This window comes from Elusimicrobiota bacterium, assembly GCA_016218575.1.
Lineage (GTDB): Bacteria > Elusimicrobiota > Elusimicrobia > UBA1565 > UBA9628 > JACRDN01.
Window position 1 is genome coordinate 59,944 of the sequence record JACRDN010000006.1, and the last position, 26,335, is coordinate 86,278.

A 26,335-nucleotide genomic window follows, 5' to 3' on the forward strand; every position below is an offset into this window, starting at 1 on the left:
GGTTTCCCGGCTATTTTCATAGAATCTGATTATGGGAGGAAGAATGAACAAGATAATGGCCGGAATTATGGCTCTTCTGCTTTGCAGCACCTTGAGCCCGGCTTGGGCGGACGGCCGGGACGGCAACGGCTCGGACGCTAGAACAGGCGGCTATCGCAGCCCGAGAAATAGCGATTCTGCCCTTAACCAGGAACCGCAATCTGAACCGACGCCGGAACAGAAAGATGAGAATAACCAAATCCTGCGTCTGGCCGCGGCCATGAAAATAGCTCTCGAAACCAATATTGATAAATATCCGGAAGTAAGAGACGCGACATTAAAAATGGCAAAAATGCGGTCGCTCCAGGTGGATTTCGGCAGTACATACATTGCCTTCCATGGTAAAATCCACATGGGAACGTACTCGGACCCGTACCTCTCGGTTGAGTGGGAACCATTTGAAGCGAAGGGTTTCCGCTACGTAAAAAGCGAAAACAAAGTGGTCGATGTCCCACTATGGCGCAAGCTCACGCATATCATCGCGGACAAGCACGCGCTCTTGCAACGTGCCACCTTGGAGAGTTTGTCCGACAAACGAGCCAACCGCGCCCTCAATATAGCTCTGAAATATATCCTGGCCGAATCGCGCAACAAAAAAGTGAACGCCACGGTTAAAAAAATTAATGATGAACTCACCTTCTGAATATGTTTGGTAATCGCATGACCGATCGGACCTGGGCGAGAGAGCATCCCAAGCACGCCCAAAAATGTTAAAATTACTCGCCTTCCGATTTTCGGGCGTGTAGCTCAGCTGGGAGAGCGCCTCGTTCGCAACGAGGAGGTCAGCGGTTCGATCCCGCTCACGTCCATAGTTTTAACGCGGACCGCTGACCGGCTATAAAGAAAAGGGCCAGTGCCCATCGCGTGTCCGCAGGACGCACTGGCCCTGCGGTTCGATCCCGCTCACGTCCAACTTCACGCCCACCACTACTGTCCACCGCCGTAGCCGCGCTTCAGGCGCTCCCTGAGGGCACGCAAGCCCCTTTTGAAGGACTGCTTGGCCTTGATGTGCTCCTCATGGGTAGCAGAGAAGACATGCCCCCCGGTGTTGTCGGCCACGAAGTAGACGGCGTCGGTCTCGGCGGGCCGCATGGCGGCCTTGAAAGAGTCGAGACCCGGGCTGCAGATGGGGCCGGGGGGCAAGCCGTAATGCATGTAGGTGTTGTAGGGCGACGGTGTGCGCAAGTCCTCCGTGGTGAGACCCTTCTTCCAATGCCTCAAGGCGTACTGAACGGTGGGGTCGGCCTCTAGCCTCATGCGCCTCTGCATGCGGTTCAAGTACACCGCCGCGATCATGGGCTTTTCCCGGGGCAGCACCGCCTCTCGCTCGACGATGGAGGCCAAGGTGACGAGCTGGTGGAGATTAAGCGCGGGCTTCGGCTCCGCGGCCTCGAAATGCCTCAAGATCTGGCTCTTGAACTCCTGGTGCATCCTTTGCGCCGCGGCGGCCGCGGCGGTCCCGGGCTCGAAGGAGTAGGTGGCCGGGAATAGGTAGCCTTCCAGGCGGTGGACTTGGGCTTCCTTCAAAAAGGCCTGAGCCGGGCAAACCCCTTCCGCCTCAAGCCGCTCGGCGATCTGCCGCGCCGAGAAGCCCTCTGGAATGACGACCTTGAGCTCCTTGCGGGCCGCTCCCGACGCCAGAATCCGCAAGACTTTCGTTGCCGGCATGCTGCGCCTGAGCTCATAGGTCCCTGGCTTGAGCCTGCGGTCGGTCTTGGTGAGGGCCGCCGCGAGCTTGAATAGGCGCGCCGATCTGAGGACCCCTTTCTCCTTCAAAAGCTGGGCGGTTTGCCAGGCGGAAAGCCCGGGGGGAACGGTGACCTCGACCGGGCCGCCGGGCGAGGGATAAAGCAGCCATGCCCCGAAAACCAGGAGGCCGAGAAGGGCCGCCGCGATTAGTTTGCGCACTGATACTCGCCGAATATTTCCTTGAGGCTCTGTGTGACCTCGCCCACGGTGGCGTAGACCTCGACCGCCTCCAGGATGGCGGGCATGAGGTTCTCCCGGGATCTGGCCGTTTCCCTGACGGCCTTGAGGGCGGCCGAGACCTTCGCGTTGTCTCGCCCGCGGCGCAGGCGCTTCAAAGCCCTGACCTGCCCCGACTCGACGGAGCTTGCGATCTTCAAAATAGGCGGGATCCGCCCCTCTGTCGCATGCAGGTTGACCCCGACGATGCGCCGCCGGCCGGCGTCCAGCTCAAGCTCGTGGCGGTAGGCGGTCTCAGCGATCTCCTTGTGAAAAAACCCCTTTTCGAGAGCCGGAACCACGCCGCCCAGCTCCCGGATGCGGCTCATGAGTTCCAGGGCCTGGTCCTGCACCTGGCGCGTGAGGGCTTCCAGATAATAGGAGCCCCCGAACGGGTCGGGAGTATCGGTGAGGCCGGTCTCCAGGGCCAGGATCTGCTGGGTGCGCAAAGCCGTCATCACGGCCTGGTCGCTGGGCAAGGCCAGGGCCTCGTCGTAGGAGTTGGTGTGGAGGCTTTGCGTGCCCCCCAGAACCCCGGCCAAAGCTTGGTAGGCCACGCGGACGATATTGTTCAAGGGCTGCTGGGCCGTCAGGCTCACCCCGGCCGTTTGGCAGTGCATGGGCATCATCCACGAAATTTCCCTCTTGGCCCCGAACTCCTCCTTCATGATTTTGGCCCAGATGCCGCGCGCCGCCCGAAGCTTGGCGATCTCCTCGAAGAAGCAGTTGTGCACGTCGAAGAAGAAGGAGAGCTGAGAAGCGAAATCGTCGATGTTCAGGCCCCGTTTCACCAGGCGCAGGACGTAATCGCGGCCGTCGGCCAAGGTGAAGGCCAACTCCTGGACCGCGTCGGCTCCGGCCTCGCGTATGTGGTAGCCGGAGATGGAGATGGGGTAGAAGCGGGGCACCTCGCGCACGCAGTATTCTATGGCGTCGAGCACCAGGCGCATCGAGGGCTCGGGGGGATAAAGGTACTCGTTCTGCGCGATGTATTCCTTCAAGATGTCGTTCTGGAGTGTGCCGCGCAGGCGCTTGAAGGGCACGCCCTGCTTGCGGGCCACGGCCAAGTACATGGCCAGCAGCACCGGAGCCGGCAGATTGATGGTCATCGAGGTGGAGACCTTGGCAAGGTCTATGCCGGAGAACAGAACCTCGAAGTCCGCGAGGCTGTCCACGGCCACGCCTTCCCGGCCGACCTCGCCCAAGGAACGCGGGTCGTCGGAGTCCAGCCCCATCAAGGTCGGCAGGTCGAAGGCCGTGGAAAGCCCCGTCTCCCCGTGGGAAAGCAGGTACTTGAATCTCTCGTTGGTATCCTTCGCGGTCTTATGGCCCGCGAATTGGCGCATGGTCCAGGGGTGCAGGCGGTAGCCGCTACCCTTGAGGCCGCGAACGAAGGGGTACTGGCCGGGCCTGCCGACTTCTCCTAGGTAGTCTTGTCCCGCCAAGTCCTCCGGCCCGTACTCGAGCTTGACGGCAATTCCGGAAAGGGTCGCGGGCAAGATCTCTCCTTTCAGCACTTCCACGCTCATGGCGTCCTCCTCCGGCGCCGGATCTCCTCGCGCCGGCGTTCCATGCGCTCCTGGTCCGGCCTGGGCCTCTTCTGCGCGGGTCCGCGCCGGTCGCGCAAGCGCTGCCTTTGCAGCCGATCCTCCTTCCTGCGGCGCATCTCCTCGAAGGCGCGCCGGCGCAGGGCCCGCCTTTGGGCGGGAGGCAGGGCCTTCCACTCCTTGGCCATGCGGCGAAGGCGCTTGGGAATGGCTCTCATGAACGCGCGCTGGCGGGCAAGCCTTCTCAGAACGTAGGGCTGAAGCGGGGGCTTCCCCTCGGAGATAGAGGTCTCCTGGTTGGCTTGAAGCGTCTCCATAGCACCCGAACCGCCGCTCACCTCGACGCGCCCCTCGTCGAACACTCCCACCAGCGTCTCCTTCTCCTCGGCCGAGAACTCGACGCCGAATTCGGTTCCGCGGACCGCAGCCACGGCCGTGGGGGTGCGCACCCTCAGGCTCTGCCCAGGCAGAAGCGGCTCAAGCTTGGCAAGCAGGCTCCCGAGCCCGAGCTCGATGAGCGCGCCTCCCGGCTGGGGGGAGCTCAAAACGATTTCGGAGCCGGATTTGAGCGCGATCAGGGATTTGCCGCCGATGCCTATCTCCGCGCTGCCGTTCGGACCCGCGCTCACGCGGTCGCCGGCCTCTAGAGGAAGGCCGGCCTGGGCCGCAGCGCCCCCTGGCTCCTCCTGGGTGTAGACCGTGACCGAGCCTTGGACGTCCATGAGGCGGAAGTCCCAGCCTTCCCCGGCCGTCGCGGGCCGCGCCAAGCTCGATGCCATGATCAACCCGAGCCAGGCCCGCTTCATGTCAACGTAACCCTCACGAATTGGTGCTTGCCCACCTGCAGGATGAAGCAAGCCGGAGAGTTCACCGGCTCGTCGGTCTGCCTCTTGCCGCCATTGATCTTCACCCCGCCCTGGACGATCAGGCGCCGGGCCTCGTTGCGGGACTTGGTCCCGCCCGAGCGCAGTATCAATTCGCTCAAGGAGAGCCCCGCCGGCAAGCTCAGCTCTTTGACGGCATCGGTGGGGATTTCCCGCCTGGAGAACGTCGCCTCGAAGAATTCCCTCTCCCGCCTGCCGGCCTCGGGACCGTGGAACCTGGCCGTAAGCGCCTCGGCCAGACCTTTCTTGGCCTCCATGGGATGGCGCTTCCTGACGCTCTCGACGTCTTCGTTGGTCAGGAGCTCGTAGTAAGAAATCATCAGCTCGTCGGATATCTTCATGAGCTTGCCGAACATATCCCGGGGGGGATCATTCAATGAGATCGCGTTGCCGTAGGACTTGGACATTTTCTTGACGCCGTCCAAGCCCACCAGCAGGGGAAGGGTCATCGCCACCTGCGGCTCCTGGCCCTCGTCGCCCTGCATGCGCCGCCCCATGAGGAGATTGGTCAGCTGGTCGTTGCCCCCAAGCTCCACGTCGGCGCGAACCGCAATTGAGTCGTAGCCTTGGAAAATGGGATACAAGGTCTCCAGCATGGTCAAGGGCGAGTTGGCCCTCAGGCGTTCCTTGAAATCCTCCCGGGCCAGTATCTGCTGGACCGTGTGTCGCTTCAGGACCTCCAAAAGCCGGCCCTGCACGAAGGGCTTGAGCCAAGCCGCGTTGAAGTGGATCTCGGTCCTCCTGGAGTCCAGGATCTTGAAAGCCTGCTCCTGGTAAGTCGCGGCGTTGGCGGCAATTCGCTCCGGGCTCAAAGTCGGCCGGGTGGAGTCGCGGCCGGAGGGATCGCCGATGAGGGCGGTAAAGTCTCCTATGATGAGGACGGCGACGTGGCCTAAATCCTGGAAGGCGCGAAGCTTCATGAGCACCACGCTGTGGCCCAAATGCAGATCGGCGGAGGTCGGGTCCACGCCCAGCTTGACGCGCAGGGGCCTTCCCAGGGAAAGCTTGCGATCGAGCTCCTCCTCGCTCGCCAGAGAAACGCAGCCGCGCTTGAGATGAACTGCCGGATCCATGGTTGCCTTACCTGCTCCGCATGGAGCAACCATTTCCTGCGCTATGCTCGGTCATGGAGGGGATTCTACCTAAAATAAATCGTAGGGGTCCACGTTCAGCCTGAGCTTGGACCCAGTGGGAGCGGGATAGGCCCCAAGCCAAGCCAGGGCCCGACCCAGCTCCGCCTCCGACAGCTTGAGCAGGATGTGGAAGCGAAACTTGCCCAAGGCCAGACGCACCACCGCGGGAGCCGGGCCAAGGACCCGTTCGCCAAGCCCCAGCTCATCGCGCAGCCTTCTGGCGCAGTCCCGTGCCGCCTGCTCGACATCCTCTTGCCGGGCGCCGCTCCAGAGGGCCCTGAGCAAAATCGAAAACGGGGGATAACCCAACTCTCGGCGCGAGCCCAGCTCCGCTTCCGCGAAAGCCGCGTAATCCCCGTTGAGCGTTCCGAGAATGGCGATATGGTCGGGCTCGAGGGTTTGCAGGAGCACCTCTCCCTTCTTCTCGGCGCGGCCCGAGCGGCCGGCCACTTGGGCTAAGAGCTGCATGGTCCTCTCGGAGGCCCTGAAGTCGGGCATGTGGATCATGGTGTCGGCGTCCACCACGCCCACCAAGGTCACCTCCGGAAAATGGAAACTCTTGGCCACGAGCTTGGTGCCGACGAGGATGTCGGCCTCTCCCGCCTTGAAGCGCTCGTAGAGGCGAGACTCCGCCGAACCCTCCTTAGAGACGGTGTCGCGGTCCATGCGCAGAACCCGGGTCCCTGGCAGGCGCGCCTTGAGTTCGGCCACGACCTTCTGGGTCCCGACTCCCGAGACGCGCAGGGCCTGGGCCTTGCACCGCGAGCATTCCGCGCGGAAGTCGGACTTGCGGCTGCAGTGGTGGCAGACGAGCCAATAGCCTCCCTCGGGATTCTGGTGCTGGATCTTGGCCACCCCGCAGGAGGAGCAGCGGTCGACCCACCCGCACTTGCCGCACATGACCAAGGTGGAAAAGCCCCGGCGGTTGACCAGAAGGATGGACTGCTCGCGGTTCTTGAGGCGCTCCTTGATCTTCTCCACAAGCTCCTCGGAAAGGCAGCCCGCCTTGGGCTTGGCCACGACCTGGACGGCGGGACGGGGCACTCCGGAAACGCGCTCGGGCATGGGCAGGAGCTCCCAATCGCCCCGCCGCGCGCGCTCCCAGCTCTCAAGGGAGGGAGTGGCCGAGCCGAGAACGGCGAGCGCTGCGAAACGCCTGGCTCTCTCGATGGCCACCTCTCGGGCGTGATACAGGGGGGACTGCCCTTCCTGCTTGAACGACTCGTCCTGCTCCTCATCGATGACCACCAGGCGCAGGTCCTGGAAGGGCAGGAGGCAGGCCGAGCGGGCCCCGACCACGACTCGGACTTGGCCCATCCTCAAACCCCACCAGGCCTGGCGGCGTTGGCGCACGGGAATCTCGCTGTGCCAGAGCACCACGGGGACCTCGAGGGCGGCTTGGAATTCCCCGAAAAAAGGGGCAGTGAGGGCTATCTCGGGAAGAAGGAACAGGACCTGGCCCTGCCGGGAAACGGCCTGGCGTATGAGACGCAGATAAACCTCGGTCTTGCCCGAGGCCGGCACCCCGTAGAGCAGTGAAACATGGGGTTTTCTTTCCTTGAGCCTTTCTGCAAGAGAGTCGAGAGCCCGGCTTTGACTGGCGGTGAGCGTGAAGCCCTTCCCGGCTGATTCCCGGACCGCCGGGAAAGAAAGAGCGCCTCCCGGCAAGGGCTGCTTGATGAAACTCGGCAGAACGGCCTTGACGCACTCCCCGATAGGAGCGGCGTAGCGCCGCGAAATCCAAACGGCCGCCTCCAAGAGCTCGGGGGTGAGCGCGGGCTCGGCCTCGAGCGAGGCCTCGAGCGCCTTGAGCTTCCTCTCCGGCTCCCCCTCGAAAACGCAAAGAACGGTCCCCACGGCTCGCCGGGGCCCGAAGGGGGCTCGCACCCGCATCCCGGGGCTCACGGGAAGGTCCTCTGGGACCTGGTAATGAAAGCCTCGGTGAAGGGGAACCGGAAACGCGACCTCGGCGATGCGCATAATCGTCTATTTGAAGGCGGTGAAGACGAAATGGGGCGGAATATTTCGGATCTCGAACTCGGTCTTGACCCGCTTGAAATAATCCTTGAGAAGGGGGATGAGGTGGGTTGTCACCTGATAAGCCACGAAGCGCCCGCCGGGCTTCAAGAGCTCGGCGGTCTTGACCAGGAACTCGTGGCGCCCCCTGCCGGAGAGGAAGGCGAATGGGATGCCGGAAACGATCACGTCGGCGCGCGCGACGCCGAAGCGCCTGGCGATGGCCTCGATGCCGCGCACGTCGCCCTGGCAGGTCTTGAGCCTGGGGTCCGAGAGACGCTTCAAGGAGGCGAAAAGACTCCGGTTGAGTTCGATGGCAAGCATGGAGCCGCCCGCGGGAAGGTTATCCAGTATTTTCTTGGTCAGGACCCCGTCCGCCGCCCCGTACTCGATAACCACGGGGCCGGGACTCTTCAAGTCCATGGCCCTGATGACTCTGGCGGCCAGGTATTTGCTGCTGGGAGTCACCGAGGCCACGCCCTTGTCGTCCATGAAATATTTGAAATAGGAAAACAGCTTCTCGTCGGCCGCGGAGTCGTCCCTGAAGAATCCGCGGACCTTGGAGGGCTTCACGACAGCTCCAGCTCCTGCTTCAGGCTTTTCATGTCGGTCCAAACGTCCTTTTTGAGTTCGGGATTGCGCAGGAGCGCGGCCGGATGGAAGGTGGGCAAAAGCTTGATCGCGGTCGGCGCGCCCTGCGGCAGATAAGACTGCCATTGCCCGCGGATCTTCGTGATCTGGATCTCGCCGCCCAGAATGGCCCGCGCGGCCACCGCGCCCAAGGTCACCAGCACTCGCGGAGAGATGACTCGGATTTGCTCGTCGAGATAGGGGCGGCAGGCCGCCATCTCCTCGGGGCTCGGCGGGCGGTCGTTGCCGCGGGCCTCGGGATCGGAAGGGTCCTTCATAGGATGGCACTTGACCACGTTGGCGATAAAGACCGTCCGGCGCGAAAGCCCTATGGCGGCCAGTATCTTGTCCAAGAGTTGGCCCGATCTCCCCACGAACGGCTCGCCCCGGTGGTCCTCGGAAAACCCAGGTCCTTCCCCGATGAAGATGACGCGCGCCTCGGCAGAGCCCACCCCGGGCACGGCCTGTATCCTCTGCGAGCCCAGGGGGCATCCCCGGCAGGCTTGGACGCGCGCGGCCAAGGCCTCCAGGGCCGCGGCCCGGTCCGAAGGAGCCGGCGCCGGGCCAGGGCTTATGTCGGACTCGTCGGCCAGCGCGGCACGTTTCTTGAGGGAACGGCTCAGCTCCAGTAATTCGTCCTTCACAGCAAAACCTCCGCCGCCGCTAAAATAGCCCGGGCCAGGGCGTCCTTGGATTGTTCTGGCAGGGACCGGACCCAGCCGTCTCGCCTCAGAATCGAGGCTTTGGACCTGTCTCCTCCCAAGGAGGAAGGGCCGTTAAACACGACAAGGTCTAGGCCCTTGCGCCTCATCTTCTCTCGAGCCGCCTCCAGACCCGCGCGCGTCTGGAGGGCAAAGCCAACCACGATCGGGCGGCCCTGAGAAGACTTGCGGCCCGCCACCGCTTTGATGATATCTGGATTCGGGATCAAAGTCAAACGCAGGGGCTCCGGGCCCCGCTTGATCTTATGGGCACGGCGCGCGGCGAACCTCCAGTCCGACACCGCCGCGGCTCCTATGACCAAATCCGCTCCGGGCAGGCGCGCCAAAACCTCCCTGAGCATATCAAGGCCCGTGAGAACGCGAACCACCTCGACCCCCTTGGGCGCGGGAACGCAAGAAGGCCCGCTCACCACCGTCACGCGCGCGCCACGTTTTATCGCCTGGCGCGCCAAGGCCCAGCCCATCCTCCCGGAGGAGGCGTTGGTCATGAAGCGGATGGGATCGAGGAATTCACGGGTGGGACCGGAGGTGATGAGAAGGCGCAGCCCGCGCATCTCAGCGCCGGCAGGCGCGCGCGACTATTTCCACGGGCTCCAGGAGCCGACCCCAGCCGCTCTTGCCACTGGCCAACTCGCCTTTGCCGGGCCCCCAGACCCGATAGCCGAACTTCTTGATCCGGCGCAGATTCTCTTGGGTCGCGGGGTGGGTCCACATCTCCTCGTCCATGGCGGGGCAAACCGCCACCGGAGCCCTCGTGGCCAGGATCAAGCCGTCCAAAAGGCCCTCGGCGCGGCCGCAGGCCAGGCGCGCCATGAAATCCGCCGAGGCGGGCGCCACCACGACCCGGTCCGCCCAGCTGGCCAGGGAAAGATGCGCCATGTCCCACAAGGCGGGATCATGCATATTCTGAGCCACCGGATTGCGCGAGAGCGCTGCCAAAGTCATGGGAGTGATGAACTGCGCGCCTCCCGGAGTCAGCACGCAGCGCACTTGGCAGCCGCGCTTGACCAGGCCCCGCGCTATTTCGGCGGATTTGTAGGCCGCGATGCTGCCCGTCACGCCCAGGACAACGCGAAGGGGGGATTTCGGCAAGGCCGTGGGACTCTCAGTTCTTGGACTTGGCCTCGACCCCATTAGGAGCCTCGGAGGCCTCGGCGGGGGCGCTGGCCATGGCCTTCTTGAGATCCTTCCAGTCCACCTCGCCGCCCAGGACATCCCTCAAGGACAAATCCAACAGCTCGTTGGAAGTCAGATGGCGATTCTCTTCCTTGCGCCGGAGAACCTTGGCCCATTGGGCCGCCAAGGGAATGGCCGCGTACTTCTCGCCTTGGTAGTTCAGGATGATCTCTTCGACCGGCTTGGGCTCCTTGTGCGCCTTGGCCGCGTTTTCCTTCTTGCTCATCGTTCCTCCGTTGGGGTCAAAGCCGGGACCCTGCCGTCACGAAATCCGGAAATTCCTGGCGGCTGACCTTGAGGCTTTCCGCCGTCAGGATGCTCTCGACCTGCGCCACCGCCTGTTCGAGATTGTCGTTGATCACGAAATAATCGAACTCCTTGACCGCGGCAAGCTCGCCCCTGGAGTTGGCCAGCCTCTTGCTCGCCGACTCCGCGTCCTCCCGCCGCGCCGCCAAGCGGTCCCTGAGAGACTCCAGGGAGGGAGGGGCTAGGAACACCAGGATCGAGTCCGGGATCTTTCTGCGGACGGCGGCCGCGCCCTGAACATCGATGGCGAGCAGGACTTGGTGTCCGGCCTTGATCTGCGCCTCTATGAATTGCCGGGGAGTGCCGTAGTACTCGTCGTGGACCATAGCCCACTCGAGGAAGTAGTTGCCCTGGATCTTCTTCTTGAACTCCTCCCGGGTCAGAAAGAAATAATGCTTGCCGTGCCGCTCCCCGTGCCTAGGGGAGCGGGTCGTGCATGAGACCGAGCAGCGAAGATCCTTGCGCTTCTGAAGCAGTTTGCGGGCGATGGTGGATTTACCCGTCCCGGAGGGAGCCGAGATCACGGCCAGAGTCCCTTTTGGCATCAACTTTCATTTTAGCAAATAATGGCGCCGCAGACAAATTTTATTGAAAATGCTACCTTGGACTCATGAACAGGCCCCGCCTGGAGCTGATTTGCGTGGGTTCCGAACTCCTGAACGGGCATTTGAACACGCACCAAAGCTACATAAGCCTCCGGCTCAAATCCGCTGGGCTAGAACTTTCCAAGGCCTCGACTTTGCCGGATGACTTGCCGAGCTTGCGCGAGGAGATCAGGGCCTGCCTCAAGCGCTGCGACGCCCTGCTCCTCTGCGGAGGCTTGGGCCCGACATTCGATGACGTGACGCGCCAGGCCGCGGCGGAGGCCCTAGGACGAAAACTCGTCTACCGGCCCGCCCTTTACTCGGAAATCAGGAAAAAATTCCGCCGCCACCGCATGGCAGCACCCCGGGAAAACCGGCGCCAGGCCTACGTCATCGAGGGAGCCGAGGTTCTCCCCAACGGGACCGGCTCGGCTCCAGGGCAGCTGCTGGCCGTCCCGAGGGAAAAGATGCCGTGGCCCCAGGCCGTGGCTTTGATGCCCGGCCCCTTTGCCGAGCTTTCGCCCATGTTCGAATCGAGGGTGCTCGGCTTCCTGCGCAAGACCTACGGGCGGGGCATTTTCGCGCGCCACTTGGTCGCGCACCTCTCCGGCCTTCCCGAATCCGTGGCCGACCAGCGCCTGGCGTTTCTCACGAAGAATCCCCGTCCAGGGGAGGCCTTCACCATCTTGGCCTCGGCGGGCCAGGTGGATTTCCACGCCACGACCACTGCCGCGACGCCCGGCCTCAGCCGGAAACTCCTGGAGCGCATAAGGCAAGGCCTTTACGCGGCGGTCGGCCCCCGCATCTTCGCGGAAGGTTCCGAGACCTTGGAATCCACCGTGGGCCGCCTGCTTAAGAGGAGGGGCCAAACCTTGGCGACGGCGGAATCCTGCACCGGCGGCCTCTTGGGGGCGCGGCTCACCTCGACGGCGGGGAGCTCATCCTATTTCCTTGGAGGAATCGTGGCTTACTCCAACGAGCTCAAGACGCGACTCCTCGGGGTCCGCCCGGAAACTTTGGCCAGACGCGGCACGGTCTCGAGCGCCTGCGCGCGGGAGATGGCGGAGTCGGTCCGGCGCATGGCCCGGGCCTCTTGGGGGCTGTCGATCACGGGCATCGCGGGCCCCGGCGGCGGCACGCCCGATAAACCGATCGGCCTCGTCTTCGTCGGGCTCTGCGGAGGCGAGGGGAAGGGCAAGCACTCCCGCGCCTGGAAGCTGTCCCTGTCTGGAGAAAGGGAAACCATACGCCAAAGGGCGGCCGGCGCGGCCCTCCACTTATTGCTGAGCGAACTCAATGCCCAAGCGCAAGAATAGCGCCTCCATGCGCGAGGCCCTCCAAGGAACCCGCCAGCGGCTTCGCGCCATAGTCGAGAACTCCCCGATCATCCTCTGGCTCATAGACCTAGACGGCGTCATCACCTTGTGCGAGGGCAAGGGCCTCGAAAGCCTGGGATTTAAGTCCGGCGAACTTGCCGGCCAATCCATCTTCGAGCTCTGCCGAGACTATCCCCTGATCCTGGCCCAAGTCCGGCGCGCGCTCAAAGGCGAGGATTTCACCGCCGCCATGGAGTACAAGGGCGTGATTTACGAGACCCGCTATTATCCGCACCGCGATTCAAAGAGCCGGCGCGGAGGCGTCATCGGGATTTCGACCGAGATCACCGAGCGAGTCAAGGCCGAGCAGCTCTTGCGCCGCCAAGCCGCGGCGATGAAGGCCTCGATGGATGGCATCGCCATCATCGCCGACAGCGGGCGCGTCGTCTATTTGAACGACGCCTACGCGGCGATCTACGGCTATGAGCGGGCCAGCGAGCTCCTGGGCAAATCTTGGCATAGGCTTTGCGGCGAGGAGGACCTCAAGCGCCTGGCCGCCGAGATCATGCCGGCCGTCAAGAATCAAGGCCACTGGCACGGAGAGGCCGCTGGGCGAAAGAAGGACTCGACCCTGTTCCCCCAGGAAATCTCGCTGACACGCATCGAGGGAGGGGGATTGGTGTGCGTGGTAAGGGACGCCACCCAGCGCAAGCAGGCCGAGGAGGATCACGGGAGGCTCCTCAAGCTCGAGCAAATCGCCCGCACGGAGGCGGAAGCCGCCAGCCGCGCCAAGGACGACTTCCTGGCCGTCGTCTCCCACGAGCTGCGCACTCCCATGACCGCGATCATGGGCTGGATGAAGCTCCTGCGCTCGGGAGAGCTCTCACCGAAGGACTCCGAAAGGGCCATGAACATCATCGAACGCAACATGCAGCTGCAGTCCCAGATCATCGAGGACCTTCTCGACATCTCCAGCATCGTCACCGGCAAGACCCACATAGAGCCGGAGGCCCTGGAGCTCAAGGCCTGCCTGCAATCCGCCCTGGAAACCGTGCGGGCCATGGCCGAGGCGCGGCGCGTGACGTTGGAGATGCGCGTCGAGTCAGAGCCCCGGGCGGCCGGGGACGCGGCGAGACTCCAGCAGATATTCTGGAATCTCCTCGTCAACGCCATCAAGTTCAACAACGAGGGAGGGCGCGTCGTCGCGCGCCTCTGGCAGGAAGAAGACCGGGCCTGCGCGCGCGTCGAGGACAGCGGGATCGGCATCGACCCCGGCTTCCTGCCCCAAATTTTCGAACCGTTCCGCCAGGCCGAGAGCTCGCTCACGCGCGAGCATCGAGGGCTGGGCATTGGGCTTTCGATCGTCAAGCACTTGGTCGAACTCCACAAAGGCAGCATCGAGGCCGCAAGCCCCGGCCGGGGAGGGGGGGCCACGTTCACCGTCAAGCTGCCGTTGCTCAAGGCGGGCTCCGCTCAGCTCAAGGCCAGCGCCGCCCGGGAGGCCTCGGCAAGCCCGCCGCTCAACCTCGACCACACCCTCAAGAGGCGCAAGATCATGGTCGTGGACGACGAGCCGGATTCTCTCAGGCTTTTCTCGATGATTCTCAAGCAGTGCGGGGCCGAGGTTCTGACGGCCGGCTCCGCGCGGGAAGCCCTCGAGCTACTGACGCGGGAAAGGCCGGAGGCGCTGATCTCAGACATCGCCATGCCCCACGAGGACGGCTACAGCCTTATCCGAAAAATCCGCGCGCTCGAGGCCTCCCGGGGCGGAAGGATCATGGCCCTGGCCCTCACGGCGCTGGCCAAGGATGAGGACGCCCAGCGCGCCTTGGCCGAGGGATTCCAAGTGTACCTCTCCAAGCCCGTCGAGCCCGCCAAGCTCATCGCCGCGGTCTGCGGCCTGCTCGAGCCCCGCGTTTGACTTGAGGAGTCTGAATTAATATAATAACCCCATGATAACCAAGGAAAATAGGACTGAAATAATCAAGAAATTCGCGCCGCAGGCCGGAGACACCGGAAGCCCCGCGGTGCAAGTGGCCCTTTTGACGGAGCGGATCAAGGGACTCTCTTCCCATCTCAAAACCCACAAAAAGGATTACTCCTCTCAAATGGGTTTGCTGGGCCTGGTGGGCCAGCGGCGGCGCCTTCTCTCTTACCTTAAGAGACGAGATCTGAACGCCTACGGCAGCATCCTTAAATCTCTAGACCTGAGGAAATAACCATGGCAGATCAGATCCAAAAGATCTGCCTACAGGAAACTGTAGGCGGAAAGACTCTCCTTTTGCAGACCGGCACGATGGCCAAGCAGGCCTCGGGCTCGGTGACCACCCACTTGGGCGAGACCGTGACGCTTTCGGCCGTGGCCGCGAGCAGCACGCCCAAAGAAGTGAACTTCATCCCGCTGACCTCCGACTACCGCGAGAGGACCTACGCGGCCGGCAGGATCCCTGGAGGGTTCTTCAAGCGGGAGAACCGCCCGCGCGAGAAGGAGATTCTGTCCTCTCGCCTCGTGGACCGGCCTCTAAGGCCCCTCTTCCCGTCGGGCTGGAATTACGAGACCATGGTCCAGACCGTGGTCATCTCCTCCGACCTCCAGAACGACTCCGACGTCCTGGCCATCACCGGGGGCTCCGCAGCGCTCATGCTTTCCGAGATCCCATGGAACGGTCCCGTGGCCGCGGTGCGCATCAGCCGAGTCAACGGAGCCTTCGTCCTTTTCCCGACTTTCGAGGAGCGGGAATCCTCCGAGCTCGAGCTCGTGGTGGCGGGCAAGAAGGGAGCTCTCTTGATGGTGGAGGGAAGCGCCTCCGAGGTCTCCGAGGAAACCTTCGTGGAGGCCCTCGACATCGCCTCCCAAGCCATAGACAAGCTCTGCGAGCTCCAACTCAAGCTCATGCAGGCCTCGGAGGCCGCCGGGCGAAAGATCATCAAGCGCCAGGTTTCCGAGCCGGAGAAGCCTAAGGCCGTGGTCGACTACGTGACCTTGAAGGCCCTGGAGCCGATCCGCAAGGCCCTGCATTCGAAGCTCGACAAGGCCAGCCTCGACGAGGCAGTGGACACCTTGAAGGACTCGCTGAAAAAGGAACTGGCGGAAGCCGGCAAGGCCGACCCGGCCTTGAGCGAAGGCGCCGCGCACGCCTCCTCCATCATCGAGGACATCCTCTATGAGGAAAGCCGGGAGATGACCGTCTCAGAGAACCTGAGAGCCGATGGCCGAAAGTTCGACGAGATCCGGCCCATCAGCATCCAACTCCCGGTTCTGCCCCGCCTGCACGGCTCGGTCCTCTTCACGCGGGGGCAGACCCAGGCCTTGGTCGCCGCGACCTTGGGCAGCCCCAGCGACATGCAGATCATGGACGAGCTCCAAGGGGAGTACAAGGAGCGCTTCCTGCTCCACTATAATTTCCCGGGCTTCTCCGTGGGCGAGTACCGCCCCGAGCGCGGCCCCGGCCGGCGGGAAATCGGACACGGGGCTCTCGCTCGGCGCTCCTTGGCCGAGCTTCTTCCTTCAGAAGAAGAGTTTCCCTACACGATACGGCTAGTCTCCGACATCCTGGAGTCCAACGGCTCCTCCTCCATGGCCTCGGTCTGCGGAGGCTCCCTGGCCCTGTTCGACGCCGGAGTGCCCATGAAGGCCGCTTGCGCCGGCATCGCCATGGGCCTCATTCTTGAGGGGAATCGCCACGCCATCCTGACCGACATCGCCGGCATCGAGGACCACAACGGAGACATGGACTTCAAGGTCGCCGGAACCACCAAGGGAATCACGGGCTTTCAGATGGACATGAAGGTGGAAGGCCTTTCCATTAAGATCCTAAAGGAGGCCTTGGAGCAGGCCAAGAAGGGCCGCCTCTTCATCCTCGACAAGATGAACGCGGCCTTGCCCGAGCCGCGCAAGCAGCTCTCGCCCTACGCTCCGCGCCTCATGCGCCTGCAAATCCCCGTGGACAAGATTGGAGCCTTGATCGGTCCCGGCGGCAAGAACATCCGCCGGCTCATCGAGACCTACGGAGTCCAGGTGGACGTGGAGGACGACGGCGCGGTCTACATAGCCGGAGTCGACGCCTTGGGCTGCGAACAGGCCAAGGCCGAGGTCGAGGCCCTTACCATGGAGGCGGAGGTCGGGAAGATCTACAAGGGCCACGTAGTTTCCATCAAGGAGTTCGGGGCCTTCGTCGAGATTTTCCCAGGCAAAGAAGGCCTTCTCCACATCTCGCAAATAGACGTCAACCGAGTGCGCCGGGTCGAGGACGTCCTCAAGGAAGGGGACGAAGTCGAGGTCAAGGTCCTCGAGGTCGATAACGACGGCAAGATACGCCTTTCGCGCAAAGCCGTGATCTCCCCGGGCTCGGAGGGCAACGGCTCCCAGCCCCACCCTAGGCGCGAGGAGACCAGGCCTCATCATCGCGGGGGACACGGCCGCAAATAAGCGCCATGGCCAAGGACGGGGCTCTTCCCAAGCTCAAGGGGCTCTATGACTTCATGGTCGAGCACAACCTGGAAACCCTGGAGCTCGACGACCCCGGGACCCATGTCCGCCTGGTAAGGCGCAGGGCCGCCTCCCCAGCGCCCATCCCCGTTCCGGTCCCCATGGCGGGCATAGCGCCGGGCCCGTCCGCGGGAGCGGCCGGCCATGGCGGGCCCTCGGGAAATGCGCTGGCCGCCATGGGTCCGCCGCCGGGGGCCGCCGCCGTCAAAGCCTCGATGATGGGAATTTTTTACCGCGCCGCCTCTCCCTCGAGCCCGCCGTTCGTCAAGGACGGGGAGAAAGTCTCGGCGGGCCAAGTCCTCTGCATGATCGAAGCCATGAAAGTCTTCAACGAAATCAAGGCGGACTTTCCCTGCGTGATACTCAAGGCCTGCCTGGAGAACGGCAAGCCGGTCAAATCCGGACAGGATCTGTTCTTCGTCCAGCGTCTTTGACGGCCATGGGGCGTGAGCCGCGCCGCGCGTACGCCAAGGGCCAGAAGGGCTCCAAGAAGGGCTCGCTCTGGATTTTGGCGGCGCGCTGGATCGTAGGGCTGGCCGGAACCCTTTACCTCTCCTGGCTTCTGCTGTTCCCGAGCCTCTCCGGCGCGGTGGGAGCGTGGACGTCCGAGCGGCTCTTCCTTTCCTTGGGTCTAGGCGCCTACCTTCTGCCGCTGCTCCTCATCAAGGGGCTCGCGGGCTACTTAAAGAGCAAGAAGGCCTCTGGCTGGACCATCGCGGCGGCAGCTGGTCTGCTGTGCCTGGGAGCCTCCTCCTCTCTCCTGGCATTGCTGGCCCAATGGCTGGATTTGAACCCCCAGAACGCCGGGGGAATCCTGGGCTTGGGGCTTGAGGCCCGCCTGGCCCTGGCCTTGGGGGGATTCGGCGCCTTGGCCTTGAGCCTGGCCTCGTTCCTTTTCAGCCTCCAGGTTCTTTTCGGCGTGCGTTGGTCGCATTGGGCGACCAAGGCCCTGCAAATCGTGGTTCAAGATTTCCGCGATTGGAAAAGGTCCCGAGAAGCCCTCTGCTCCCAGTTGGCGCAAGCCACGGCCGCTCCGGACTCCAACGCCGCTCCCGAGGAAGTCCGACACGGTGACCCTGCCGGGTACGCCGCCCCGCTTGCGTCGCCTCCCATCATCCACGTTCCGAAACCGCCGCCCCATACTCCTGCTCCAAAGGCCCGCCCCTCGGAGGGCTCGCCCGCTGCGGGCTCCTACGAGCCGCCTCCTTTCGGCCTACTCAATTCGCCGCCGCCCGCCAAGGACCGCGGCAAGCCCTTGGAAAGCGAGATCGGCGCGGCCATCGGCGATTTGGAACGGACCCTAAGGAGCTTCGGGGTCGAGGCCAAGGTGACGGGAGTGGCCCCCGGCCCCGTCATCACCCGCTACGAATTGGCTCCCGCTCCGGGCGTCAAGGTGAGCTCGATCGTAGCCCTCGAAAACGACATCGCCCTGGCCCTGAAGGCCCGCGGCATCCGCATCATCGCCCCGATCCCGGGCAAGGCCGCGGTGGGAGTGGAAATTCCCAACGCCCGGCCCGCCTTGGTGGTCCTGCGCGAGATTCTGGAAAGCCAGGCTCTGCCCGCGCAGGCGCCGCTGCTCTCCTTCGCGCTGGGCCTCAGCTCCTCCGGAGAGCCCAAGGCCGCGGATTTGCAGAAGATGCCCCACGTCCTCATCGCGGGGGCCACCAACAGCGGAAAGTCCGTCACGATCCACTCCTTGATCCTGTCCATCCTGTTTCGGGCCAGGCCGGACGAGGTCAAGTTCCTGCTCATCGACCCCAAGCGCCTCGAGCTCACCTTCTACGATGGAATCCCGCACCTTTTCGACCCGACCTCCCCGGCCGACAAGGTGGGGGTGGTGACCAACCCCAAGGACGCGTCCAAGTCCCTGCTGGCTTTGGTCAAGCTCATGGAGAGGCGCTACGAGAGATTCCAGCTCTTCGGGGTGCGCAACATAGACTCCTACAACAAGGAGGCAGACAAGAGGGGACAGCCGCGCGAATTCTTCATCGTCGTGGTGATAGACGAGCTGGCCGACCTGATGCTTGTGGCCCAGGACAGCGTGGAGGACTCCATTCAGCGCCTGACCCAGATGGCCCGGGCCGTCGGCATTCACCTCGTCCTAGCCACCCAGCGGCCCTCGGTGGACGTCATCACCGGGGTCATCAAGGCGAATCTTCCCTGCCGCATCGCCCTCCAGGTGATCTCGAAGGTCGACTCCAAGGTCATCCTCGACTGCATGGGAGCCGAGTCCCTGCAGGGCAAGGGAGACCTCCTGTACCTGGCGGCCGGAGCTCAGAAGCCAGAGCGCTGCCAAGGGGCGTACGTCAGCGAGGAGGAGATCTCGAAAATCGCCGGGCACCTGCGCGCCCAGGGCAAGCCCGACTACCCCACGCTCGAGACCATGGCCAAGGCGGCCGAGGCGGATCTCTCATCCTTCGGGGTGGAGCCTCTCGAATTTTCCCAGGCCTTGAAGCTGGTCCTGGAGCGCCGGCGCGTCTCCCAGGATCTGCTCAAGTCCCAGTTCGGCTCCTCGGCCAGGGCCACGAATCTCTTGAGCCTCCTGGAAGTCAAGGAAATGATCCACAAGCCGGAGGGCTCCAACCGCTGGGAAATCCATTTCGACTTGATCGAGGATTACCTGCACAAGCATTTCCCCCAGGTTCCCATCGACCGAAAGGACGTATAATATACGCAAATGATGGCCTTAGCGCTCATCCTCGGCTTGATAGGCCCGGCCCGGGCCGCGCGGGCGCCCGCCCCCGCGGCACTTCCGTTGGTCCTGGAGCGCCTGGAGGAGAGGGACCGCAAGACCACATCGCTGTCGGCCCATTTCAGCCAGATCGTACGCTCTCCTTACTCCAAGGATCCCCAAGCCGTGGAGGGCACCATTGAGTTCATGAAGCCCAACCTTCTGCGCATCGAGCATGAGAAGCCGGAGAGGCAGACCGTGGTCTGCGACGGGACCTGGCTATGGTTCTGGAGGCCGGCCACCAAACAGGCGATCCAGACCCGTTACGAGGACTGGAAAAAATCCGAGCCGCTGACCCAAGCCATCCTGGACTTCGGCCGCTACGCGGATTTAGCGAAAAAATACGAGACCAGCCTAGGGGAGAGGGAGCTCGAACTCATCCTCAAGCCCCGGGGCGACAAGAACGCCTTCGAGCTGAGCCTGCTCCTCGACTCCGAGGATTTCTTTCCCCGAGAGGCCCGGCTCACGGCAGGGGATGTGAGCGTGGAGACCCGCTTCCAGCGGGTCATATTCAATCCCGAGATCAAGGACAAGGAGACGCGCTTCAAGTTCTCCCCGCCGAAGAACGCGGAAATTTTCCGCAATTTCAAAACGCCCTGATGCCCGACACCGACCATGGCCCGTGGCGCGTGATGCCCGCCCAGCCCCTTACGACGCTCGAGGGGGACGTGGGCGGCGTCCTGCGGCAGGCTCGGCTCAAGAAGGGCCTGTCCTTGGACACCATCAGCCACGAAACGCGCATCGGGAAAAGGTATCTCGAGGCCCTCGAGCACAACCGCTTCGAGGATTTCCCAGCCCCAGCCTATCTTCGGGCTTTCCTGAAAAGCTACTGCGACTACCTGGGAGTGGACTTCACGGCCCTTTGGAAGCAGGAAAAAAAGAGTGAGGAGCCCGCGCAAGCCCAGCCGGGGGCTCGGCCTGCGGCGGACTCCCGTCCCCTGGCCGGGCTCGCGGCCCTGGGGGCGGCCGCGGGACTTCTCATTTGGACCTTCTCGCGCCGGCACGCCGCCGAGCCGCCGCGCCCCCTAGAACTCCCCGCGGCCTTGGCCCCGGTGACGAGCCCGCCCCCGCCGGAACTCTCGATCGTTGTCCGGCGCGACGTCTGGCTTTCGGTTTCCGTGGACGGGGCCACGCGCTTCGAGGGCCGGGCCCCTAGAGGCGCGCGCCAGCAGTGGATCGCCCAGAAGACCATAACTTTGCGCGCCACCGATCCGGACGCCATCCAGGCCACCCTCAACGGCTCTCCCGTCAAGGCCTTAAGCCAGCCCCTCCCATGAATCTGGCCAACCAGCTGACCATGCTGCGCATGGGGTTGGCCTTGGCCATGTTCCTGGCCCTGATGCAAAAGTCCGTGGCGTCTCATTGGGCGGCCTTCGCCCTGTTCTTGGCCGCGATCGTCACCGATTGGGTGGACGGCTACGTGGCGCGCCGGACCGGGACCGTCAGCGCCTTCGGCAAGGTGGCCGACCCCATCGCGGACAAAATCCTGGTTCTGGGCGCGCTCATCGGCCTCATGAGGACCCAGGAACTGGCCATTCCCCCATGGGGGGTGTTCCTCATCATCGCCCGAGAACTCTTGATCGGGGGCGTGCGCGTGCTGGCGGGAGTCAACGGAAAGGTCCTGGCCGCCGACGCCTGGGGAAAATGGAAAATGGGCATCCAGAGCGTGTCGGTCCTATTAATGCTCGCGATTTTGGTCTTCCTCGAGTCCTTCCCAAGCCCTCCCGCCTGGGTCCTGCGCCTGCCCTACCACTTGACCGTGCTCTGCGTGGCCGCGGCCTGGAGCTCCGCCTTCTCCTATTTCCGGCAATCCCGCAAAATGCTGGAAAAATCGTGGAGCTAAGCGTCGCGCTTGCCACCGGATTCTATTTAAGCTACATTCCAGTGCGCTGGCTGGGCGGCTTGCGCCCCAAGCTCGGAACCGGGGCCGGGTTCGTCGGCACTTTGGAGGGCCTGCTCCTGGCGGCAGCGCTTCCCGAGCGGCCCTGGGCTTACGCGCTGTTCATGCTGGCGGCTCTGCCCTTCTCGGTCTGGCTCTGCGGCCTCGCCGAAAAGGCCCTGGGCAATCATGACGACCCCCGCATCGTGCTCGACGAAATGGTAGGCTACTGGACGGCACTCGCCTTCCTGCCTAGAACCCCGCTGGTCCTGGGACTGGCTTTCGTCCTATTTCGCGTTTTCGACACCATAAAGCCCCCGCCATGCCGCAGGCTTGCGAAACTGCCCGGAGGCTGGGGCATCGTGGCCGACGATCTCGCCGCCGGCGCCTTGGCTTGTCTGCTCCTGCACGCGTGGCTGGCCTGCGCCCCCGCGGCGGCGCAGGAGCCAATCGTAGCGCCCTCCACCCCGAGCGTTTCGGGCCTCGGAGAGCCCCTCTCCCTGGAAGGGGGCCCCTGGATCATCGGAGAGGTCCTGTTCTTGTCCGCGGGGAGGCCCGCCGGGGATTACTCCTGGCGCGACAAGGTGCGTGCCTCGCACGGCGCCCTCTACACCAAGACCGACGTGCTCCTGGACGCGGAGAGCCTGATGACTTTGGGCAAGTTCGAGAAGGTCGCCCCCGCCCTCTACGCCATAGCGGACTCTCCGGTCCCCCAGGATTTCTTCGGAGTGGTGAGCTCGACTAGCCACGCGCGCCTGGTCTTCAATGTGGTGGAGAAAGCCGCGCCGGCGGCCGCCCCGATCGGGGAAAAGCCGGCGCCGCCTCCAAGCCCCATTTCGGGCGTCATTTTTACGCCCACTGCGTATCGCGGAGCGGGGAAATACGGCAGCCCAGGCCTCGGCCTGGACATCAACGGCGTCTACGTCATCGGCCGGCTATACGGGCGGAACTCATTTACCAACGCCCCGCGCAGCGTCAACTACATCGACCGCATCGGGGTGTGGCTGCTCACGGCCGACGGGAAGATGCAGGTCCAGTCCGAGGGGCCCTGGCGGCCGGCCGTGGCCGCCGGAGTCCAGGGGGGCTTGCTGTTCCGCGACTCGCCCCAGCCCAAGGTCAACGATCCCAATCCCACGGTCACGGTCAACGCCTCGCAGAAGACCACCAAGCTCCTCAGCGGCGCTTATTTTGCGGCCAGCAAGAAAATCGGGCCGGTCCGGACAACGGTCGGCTTCATGCAGGGACAGATGGGGGACATGGTCGCGCAATTCTCCGAGTTCCTCACCCCGGACGCCCTGGGCTTCTACGCGGGCCGCCGGGGCCAGGTCGTCTCGAGCCGCAGCGTGCCCTTCGCGAGCTTCATGCTCCTACCCAAGCCGCAGTATCCCCTCGCCGTGGAGTTCATGAAGTTCAACGGGGCCGCCTTGAATCCCGTCATGATCAACTTCAAGGTCGGCTACTTCCTCAAGCTCAATTTCGACGTGGGCCTCTTGAAGTACAAAGGCGGCTACGACATCCTGGGCCTCCTGCAGTTCCGCTACAACCACTTTCCAAAGAAATAGGCCCGCGCCAAAGCCAAGACGGCGAGAACCAATATCACCGCCGCCGTCCCGAAGACCTTCCCTTTAAGAACGGACTCTTCCTTTAAAGGAACATCTGGAGTGTCCGCCACGATCTTGGGCAGGGCCGAGGGCCCCAAGGCGACCGTCTTGACGCTTTCCTGAAGGAGGTCGAGAGCCCGCGGCCCCTTGGCGAGAAGGGAATAGCCCCAGTAGCCCCAGGGGAGATACCCGGCCGCGAACTGCTCTTGCGGCCCCTCCTTGGCGCTTCTCACCCGAACCCAGGCGTAAACCATCCGCGGCCCGGCCGAGGTGGCGCCTAGGCTCGGGCCGGACAGGGAGCTGGCGACCGCGCCGGGAGCCGCGAGGACCGTTGCGCGAACTATGGCCGCCTGCTCGCGCAAGGGAGTGCCCTCATCCATGAGCCTCATGATCATAAGCTCGGAGCCCCAAGCACGCAGGGAAAGCACGAAGCCCATCTTTTTTTCGCGCTCCAAGAGCTCCCGCGAGCTAAAATCCGGGGGGAGCTTGAAGGAAAACTGGCCGTCCAGGCTCTGTACCAGCCCTGCCGCGGGCTCGGCGCGCGCGGAAGCACCTCCTTGCAAGGAGCCCAGGATGGAGCCAAGCATGGTATCCGGCACGGAGCTCATGAGGCTGCCCAAGAAGGCCAGTCCCCGGTAGCGAATGAGCGCCAGGATCAGGCGCGGCTCGCCCTTTTGGTAGGCGCGGATGTAGTAGGCGGTAAGCCCGTTGTCGAAAGTCGCGGTAAGCACGGAGCTTGCCAAAGTGAACCCTCCGCCCGAGCGCTCGTTGAGGCCTTTCAAGACGTCCACCAGGAATGCCTTCACCGTGCCGCGGTCCTCCCAGTCCACCCCCTCGGTCCGGGCCAGGACGAAGGAACTCTCCTGCGGGCCCTTGAGCACCGCCTCCACCCCTGCGGCCCCGCGCTCCGCGGTCACGTCCTGCCAGCCGGGGGGCGGCTCCAAGGACAGGGGAGCCGCCGCCAGAGGCCAGGGCAAACCCACGAGGATCGCGGCCACCACAACCATGGCCAGAGTGTAACAGCCTCTTGCGCCTCCCGCAATACCGGGCTTGTGGATCGCCGGCTGATTTTGACATAATGCCAAGCGATATGGGCTTCCAGGTCGGCGTCAAGGAAGTATTGGCCTCGGGCGGAGCCCCCTTGGCCTCCCTCATTCTGCTCTCGGTCTATTCCATCGCCCTCATATGGGAGCGCTGGCGCTTCTACCGGCGGTCCCTGACGGGACTCAAGGATTATCTCGGGAAGGTGCGCAAGATCATAGACGAGGGGAATCTCTCCGACGCGGTGAGTTTGAGCCGCTCCTATAGGGGCCTGGCCTCCGCCGTGGTGCTCACAAGCCTCATCGGCCCCACTCACCGTGAAGAGCGCAAGCGCTATTCCCAGCGCGCCATCGACAAGGCCTTCTCACAGCTGCAGGCGCGCCTATCCACCTTGGGGACCATCGCGAGCACAGCGCCCTTCATCGGCCTCTTCGGCACCGTGATCGGCGTCATGCGCGCCTTCCATGATTTGGCCAGCGCGACCGGGGCCGGGCCCGGAGTCGTGGCCATAGGCATCTCCGAAGCGCTGGTCTGCACCGCGGCCGGGCTTTTCGTCGCCATTCCTGCCGTGGCCGCCTACAACCACTTCAACCAGAACTCGGCGCGCTTTGCCGAGGAAATGGGCTGGATTTCCGAGGAGATCCTCCAGCACCTGGCCGAGAAAGCCAAGCCTTGAGAGAGCCCATGCAGTTGAACGGCAAGGTCTCCCGCGGCCGCACCATCGCCGAGCTCAACCTCATCCCCCTCATCGACGTGGCGCTCATCCTCGTCATCATTTTCATGGTCCTCACCCCGATACTCGTGCAGTCCCAGCTCACCGTCAAGCTTCCCAAGGCCGAGAGCGGGACCTCGGCCTCCGCCGAAAACACGGTGACGGTGCAGATCAGCCGCAACGGGGCGCTCACGGTGGAGGGCGCGGTGGTCAAATGGCCCTCCTTGGAGAAAGAGCTCACCTTGCGCCTGCCGCAGTCGGCCAAGAAGACCTTACTCGTCCAGGCCGATCGCAGCGTGGCCGTGGAGAAAGTTGTGGCGGTCCTCGACGCGGCCAAGCGCCTCGGAGTCGGCAAGCTCGGCATCGGGGTCGTCTCCGGCAATGCCGAATAATCTCCTGGGCGGCCTCAGGCCTTATCTCGGAGGTTCTCTCGCCCTACACGGCCTTCTTCTCTGCGCCTTCCTGATTCTGGTAAACTTCAGGCCCTCCAGCCGCCCCTCCTCGGTGTACACCATCGATTTCGTCGGCCCCACGGCCGCCATCCTAAGCTCGACGGGGGGGGAAACCGCCGCCAAAACCACGGCGGCGGAGATCTCGGCGTCCCCCAAGCTCGGCCCCCAAGCGGAGATCAACGAGTTTTCAAAGCCGCGGCGAAGGATCCCGGCGGCTTTGCCGAGGCCGAGCCTCCTGCGCGGCTACCAGGCCCCGACCCGGCCCGCAGAAGAATCCGCGCAGAGCCAGCCCGCGGCCGCGACCGGGGAGGCGGGCCCGGCCGGGGAAGCCGGGATCGCCACCGACATGCCCAACTTCCCCTACCCGTGGTACATTACCCAGGTCCGGGCCGCGCTTTGGCGGATATGGTCGAGCCGCATGCCCAAGGATCCGGGAGAGGCCCTCGTCGTCTTCTCGATCCTCTCCGATGGGGGCATCGCGGACCTTCGCACCGAGTCGAGCTCCGGGGACGCGACCTTCGACTTGGCCGCGCTCTCGACCGCGCAGGACGGGGCCCCCTACCCGCCGCTGCCGCAGGGCTTCTCGGAGCCCTTCCTCAAGATCCACGTGACCTTGAAGTCATTCTGATGCTGTCTCTCCTGCGCTTGGCGGTCTACGCCGGCGCCGCTTATTTCCTCTCGCTCTACCCCGTGCCCGTCCCCGTGCTCGCGGCCGGAGCCCTGGGGCTGCTCCTGGCCATGAAGTTCATCGACGCAGGAACAAGCCTCATCAAGCTCGCCATAGAGCTTGCCGCCGCCCTGGCCCTGGCTTTCTATCTTCTCTCGAGCAGGCATTAGACTTTAACTAGTGTAGTGTCCCATTATTATCTTGCCATTTGGCCGCAGGATTTTGACTCCTGGCTAGGCGTGAGGAGCGAGCATAGCTTAAGCTATGTAAGCGACGAACAACGACGCCAGGAGTCAAAATCCTGCGATCCCTCCCTCAAGAGTTTCGCTGCGATAAGCAGCGAAACTGCCAAGGAAGGGGAGGCCCGATCTTGGCCGATTTCATCGTCGCTCGTCGGTCACATAGCTACCGCTATGCTCCCTCCTCGCTCCTCGAACTCGTCTCA

The 26,335-nt window shown here is 63.8% G+C and carries 27 protein-coding genes and 1 tRNA gene; 16 read left to right on the top strand and 12 right to left on the bottom strand.

What is annotated here, in order from left to right; genetic code table 11:
* The first annotated feature begins 43 nt into the window (after positions 1 to 43).
* Positions 44 to 682, top strand: coding sequence for a hypothetical protein (locus tag HY921_01725; protein ID MBI5629583.1), 639 nt, complete (start codon positions 44 to 46; stop codon positions 680 to 682).
* A gap of 93 nt (positions 683 to 775) precedes the next feature.
* Positions 776 to 848 (top strand) — tRNA-Ala (locus tag HY921_01730).
* Positions 849 to 966: 118 nt separating this feature from the next.
* Here HY921_01730 and mltG read toward each other — a convergent pair.
* From mltG to gmk, 11 genes are all read right to left on the bottom strand, one after another.
* A complete protein-coding gene (gene mltG / locus HY921_01735; GenBank protein MBI5629584.1) occupies positions 967 to 1,947 on the bottom strand; it encodes an endolytic transglycosylase MltG in 981 nt (326 codons plus the stop codon).
* Positions 1,935 to 3,533 (bottom strand): methylmalonyl-CoA mutase, encoded by a 1,599-nt coding sequence (locus HY921_01740; GenBank protein MBI5629585.1) that lies wholly within the window; start codon positions 3,531 to 3,533, stop codon positions 1,935 to 1,937. The genes mltG and HY921_01740 overlap by 13 nt, the downstream gene beginning before the upstream one ends.
* Positions 3,530 to 4,357, bottom strand: coding sequence for a FecR domain-containing protein (locus HY921_01745; GenBank protein MBI5629586.1), 828 nt, complete (start codon positions 4,355 to 4,357; stop codon positions 3,530 to 3,532). The genes HY921_01740 and HY921_01745 overlap by 4 nt, the downstream gene beginning before the upstream one ends.
* Positions 4,354 to 5,508 (bottom strand): tyrosine--tRNA ligase, encoded by a 1,155-nt coding sequence (locus HY921_01750; GenBank protein MBI5629587.1) that lies wholly within the window; start codon positions 5,506 to 5,508, stop codon positions 4,354 to 4,356. The genes HY921_01745 and HY921_01750 overlap by 4 nt, the downstream gene beginning before the upstream one ends.
* 69 nt (positions 5,509 to 5,577) lie before the next feature.
* Positions 5,578 to 7,548 carry a primosomal protein N' gene (priA, locus tag HY921_01755; GenBank protein MBI5629588.1) on the bottom strand — a complete coding sequence of 657 codons (1,971 nt, stop codon included), beginning with the start codon at positions 7,546 to 7,548 and terminating at the stop codon, positions 5,578 to 5,580.
* A gap of 6 nt (positions 7,549 to 7,554) precedes the next feature.
* Positions 7,555 to 8,157: a hypothetical protein gene (locus HY921_01760; GenBank protein MBI5629589.1), complete on the bottom strand. Its 603-nt coding sequence runs from the start codon at positions 8,155 to 8,157 to the stop codon at positions 7,555 to 7,557.
* The gene (locus HY921_01765; protein MBI5629590.1) at positions 8,154 to 8,789 is read right to left on the bottom strand and encodes a uracil-DNA glycosylase; all 636 of its coding nucleotides are present in this window, start codon (positions 8,787 to 8,789) and stop codon (positions 8,154 to 8,156) included. Before HY921_01765 ends, HY921_01760 begins: the two co-directional genes overlap by 4 nt.
* A gap of 65 nt (positions 8,790 to 8,854) precedes the next feature.
* Complete coding sequence (locus HY921_01770) at positions 8,855 to 9,490, bottom strand: hypothetical protein (protein ID MBI5629591.1); 636 nt, start codon at positions 9,488 to 9,490, stop codon at positions 8,855 to 8,857.
* Position 9,491: 1 nt separating this feature from the next.
* A complete protein-coding gene (locus HY921_01775) occupies positions 9,492 to 10,028 on the bottom strand; it encodes a hypothetical protein (protein ID MBI5629592.1) in 537 nt (178 codons plus the stop codon).
* 13 nt (positions 10,029 to 10,041) lie between these two features.
* Complete coding sequence (locus HY921_01780) at positions 10,042 to 10,338, bottom strand: hypothetical protein (GenBank protein MBI5629593.1); 297 nt, start codon at positions 10,336 to 10,338, stop codon at positions 10,042 to 10,044.
* A gap of 16 nt (positions 10,339 to 10,354) precedes the next feature.
* On the bottom strand, positions 10,355 to 10,963 hold the full coding sequence (gene gmk / locus HY921_01785; GenBank protein MBI5629594.1) for a guanylate kinase: 609 nt from the start codon (positions 10,961 to 10,963) through the stop codon (positions 10,355 to 10,357).
* 65 nt (positions 10,964 to 11,028) lie between these two features.
* Here gmk and HY921_01790 point away from each other — a divergent pair, with 65 nt between their 5' ends.
* The 10 genes from HY921_01790 to HY921_01835 are packed head-to-tail and all read left to right on the top strand — an operon-like array spanning position 11,029 to position 22,979.
* A complete protein-coding gene (locus HY921_01790; protein MBI5629595.1) occupies positions 11,029 to 12,318 on the top strand; it encodes a CinA family nicotinamide mononucleotide deamidase-related protein in 1,290 nt (429 codons plus the stop codon).
* Entirely contained in the window at positions 12,299 to 14,239 is a 1,941-nt protein-coding gene (locus HY921_01795) for a PAS domain S-box protein (GenBank protein ID MBI5629596.1), read from the top strand. The genes HY921_01790 and HY921_01795 overlap by 20 nt, the downstream gene beginning before the upstream one ends.
* Before the next feature lie 31 nt (positions 14,240 to 14,270).
* The gene (gene rpsO, locus HY921_01800; GenBank protein ID MBI5629597.1) at positions 14,271 to 14,537 is read left to right on the top strand and encodes a 30S ribosomal protein S15; all 267 of its coding nucleotides are present in this window, start codon (positions 14,271 to 14,273) and stop codon (positions 14,535 to 14,537) included.
* A 2-nt stretch (positions 14,538 to 14,539) separates the two neighbouring features.
* Positions 14,540 to 16,747 (top strand): polyribonucleotide nucleotidyltransferase, encoded by a 2,208-nt coding sequence (gene pnp, locus HY921_01805; protein ID MBI5629598.1) that lies wholly within the window; start codon positions 14,540 to 14,542, stop codon positions 16,745 to 16,747.
* A 5-nt stretch (positions 16,748 to 16,752) separates the two neighbouring features.
* Positions 16,753 to 17,241, top strand: coding sequence for an acetyl-CoA carboxylase, biotin carboxyl carrier protein (locus tag HY921_01810; protein ID MBI5629599.1), 489 nt, complete (start codon positions 16,753 to 16,755; stop codon positions 17,239 to 17,241).
* Positions 17,242 to 17,246: 5 nt separating this feature from the next.
* On the top strand, positions 17,247 to 19,475 hold the full coding sequence (locus HY921_01815) for a DNA translocase FtsK (protein MBI5629600.1): 2,229 nt from the start codon (positions 17,247 to 17,249) through the stop codon (positions 19,473 to 19,475).
* A 9-nt stretch (positions 19,476 to 19,484) separates the two neighbouring features.
* Positions 19,485 to 20,138 carry an outer membrane lipoprotein carrier protein LolA gene (locus HY921_01820; protein ID MBI5629601.1) on the top strand — a complete coding sequence of 218 codons (654 nt, stop codon included), beginning with the start codon at positions 19,485 to 19,487 and terminating at the stop codon, positions 20,136 to 20,138.
* Positions 20,138 to 20,815 carry a helix-turn-helix domain-containing protein gene (locus HY921_01825; GenBank protein ID MBI5629602.1) on the top strand — a complete coding sequence of 226 codons (678 nt, stop codon included), beginning with the start codon at positions 20,138 to 20,140 and terminating at the stop codon, positions 20,813 to 20,815. The genes HY921_01820 and HY921_01825 overlap by 1 nt, the downstream gene beginning before the upstream one ends.
* Positions 20,812 to 21,381, top strand: a complete 570-nt coding sequence (gene pgsA, locus HY921_01830) for a CDP-diacylglycerol--glycerol-3-phosphate 3-phosphatidyltransferase (protein MBI5629603.1) — start codon at positions 20,812 to 20,814, stop codon at positions 21,379 to 21,381. The genes HY921_01825 and pgsA overlap by 4 nt, the downstream gene beginning before the upstream one ends.
* Positions 21,372 to 22,979: a phosphatidylglycerophosphatase A gene (locus HY921_01835; GenBank protein MBI5629604.1), complete on the top strand. Its 1,608-nt coding sequence runs from the start codon at positions 21,372 to 21,374 to the stop codon at positions 22,977 to 22,979. Before pgsA ends, HY921_01835 begins: the two co-directional genes overlap by 10 nt.
* Here HY921_01835 and HY921_01840 read toward each other — a convergent pair.
* A complete protein-coding gene (locus tag HY921_01840) occupies positions 22,955 to 24,025 on the bottom strand; it encodes a hypothetical protein (protein ID MBI5629605.1) in 1,071 nt (356 codons plus the stop codon). The genes HY921_01835 and HY921_01840 overlap by 25 nt on opposite strands.
* Positions 24,026 to 24,096: 71 nt before the next feature.
* Between HY921_01840 and HY921_01845 the strand changes: the two genes are divergently transcribed.
* Genes HY921_01845 through HY921_01860 form a run of 4 tightly spaced genes read left to right on the top strand, consistent with a single transcriptional unit; the run spans position 24,097 to position 26,060 of the window.
* Positions 24,097 to 24,735 (top strand): MotA/TolQ/ExbB proton channel family protein, encoded by a 639-nt coding sequence (locus HY921_01845; GenBank protein ID MBI5629606.1) that lies wholly within the window; start codon positions 24,097 to 24,099, stop codon positions 24,733 to 24,735.
* Positions 24,732 to 25,163 carry a biopolymer transporter ExbD gene (locus HY921_01850; GenBank protein ID MBI5629607.1) on the top strand — a complete coding sequence of 144 codons (432 nt, stop codon included), beginning with the start codon at positions 24,732 to 24,734 and terminating at the stop codon, positions 25,161 to 25,163. Before HY921_01845 ends, HY921_01850 begins: the two co-directional genes overlap by 4 nt.
* Positions 25,153 to 25,851, top strand: a complete 699-nt coding sequence (locus tag HY921_01855) for a TonB family protein (protein ID MBI5629608.1) — start codon at positions 25,153 to 25,155, stop codon at positions 25,849 to 25,851. Before HY921_01850 ends, HY921_01855 begins: the two co-directional genes overlap by 11 nt.
* Positions 25,851 to 26,060 carry a hypothetical protein gene (locus HY921_01860; protein MBI5629609.1) on the top strand — a complete coding sequence of 70 codons (210 nt, stop codon included), beginning with the start codon at positions 25,851 to 25,853 and terminating at the stop codon, positions 26,058 to 26,060. The genes HY921_01855 and HY921_01860 overlap by 1 nt, the downstream gene beginning before the upstream one ends.
* The last annotated feature ends 275 nt before the right edge of the window (positions 26,061 to 26,335 follow it).

Coding starts and splice junctions, on each gene's coding strand:
- HY921_01725 (MBI5629583.1), top strand. CDS start 44: ATGAACAAGATAATGGCCGGAATTATGGCTCTTCTGCTTTGCAGCACC.
- HY921_01740 (MBI5629585.1), bottom strand. CDS start 3,533: ATGAGCGTGGAAGTGCTGAAAGGAGAGATCTTGCCCGCGACCCTTTCC.
- HY921_01745 (MBI5629586.1), bottom strand. CDS start 4,357: ATGAAGCGGGCCTGGCTCGGGTTGATCATGGCATCGAGCTTGGCGCGG.
- HY921_01750 (MBI5629587.1), bottom strand. CDS start 5,508: ATGGATCCGGCAGTTCATCTCAAGCGCGGCTGCGTTTCTCTGGCGAGC.
- priA (MBI5629588.1), bottom strand. CDS start 7,548: ATGCGCATCGCCGAGGTCGCGTTTCCGGTTCCCCTTCACCGAGGCTTT.
- HY921_01770 (MBI5629591.1), bottom strand. CDS start 9,490: ATGCGCGGGCTGCGCCTTCTCATCACCTCCGGTCCCACCCGTGAATTC.
- HY921_01780 (MBI5629593.1), bottom strand. CDS start 10,338: ATGAGCAAGAAGGAAAACGCGGCCAAGGCGCACAAGGAGCCCAAGCCG.
- gmk (MBI5629594.1), bottom strand. CDS start 10,963: ATGCCAAAAGGGACTCTGGCCGTGATCTCGGCTCCCTCCGGGACGGGT.
- HY921_01790 (MBI5629595.1), top strand. CDS start 11,029: ATGAACAGGCCCCGCCTGGAGCTGATTTGCGTGGGTTCCGAACTCCTG.
- HY921_01795 (MBI5629596.1), top strand. CDS start 12,299: ATGCCCAAGCGCAAGAATAGCGCCTCCATGCGCGAGGCCCTCCAAGGA.
- rpsO (MBI5629597.1), top strand. CDS start 14,271: ATGATAACCAAGGAAAATAGGACTGAAATAATCAAGAAATTCGCGCCG.
- pnp (MBI5629598.1), top strand. CDS start 14,540: ATGGCAGATCAGATCCAAAAGATCTGCCTACAGGAAACTGTAGGCGGA.
- HY921_01810 (MBI5629599.1), top strand. CDS start 16,753: ATGGCCAAGGACGGGGCTCTTCCCAAGCTCAAGGGGCTCTATGACTTC.
- HY921_01815 (MBI5629600.1), top strand. CDS start 17,247: ATGGGGCGTGAGCCGCGCCGCGCGTACGCCAAGGGCCAGAAGGGCTCC.
- HY921_01820 (MBI5629601.1), top strand. CDS start 19,485: ATGATGGCCTTAGCGCTCATCCTCGGCTTGATAGGCCCGGCCCGGGCC.
- HY921_01825 (MBI5629602.1), top strand. CDS start 20,138: ATGCCCGACACCGACCATGGCCCGTGGCGCGTGATGCCCGCCCAGCCC.
- pgsA (MBI5629603.1), top strand. CDS start 20,812: ATGAATCTGGCCAACCAGCTGACCATGCTGCGCATGGGGTTGGCCTTG.
- HY921_01840 (MBI5629605.1), bottom strand. CDS start 24,025: ATGGTTGTGGTGGCCGCGATCCTCGTGGGTTTGCCCTGGCCTCTGGCG.
- HY921_01845 (MBI5629606.1), top strand. CDS start 24,097: ATGCCAAGCGATATGGGCTTCCAGGTCGGCGTCAAGGAAGTATTGGCC.
- HY921_01855 (MBI5629608.1), top strand. CDS start 25,153: ATGCCGAATAATCTCCTGGGCGGCCTCAGGCCTTATCTCGGAGGTTCT.
- HY921_01860 (MBI5629609.1), top strand. CDS start 25,851: ATGCTGTCTCTCCTGCGCTTGGCGGTCTACGCCGGCGCCGCTTATTTC.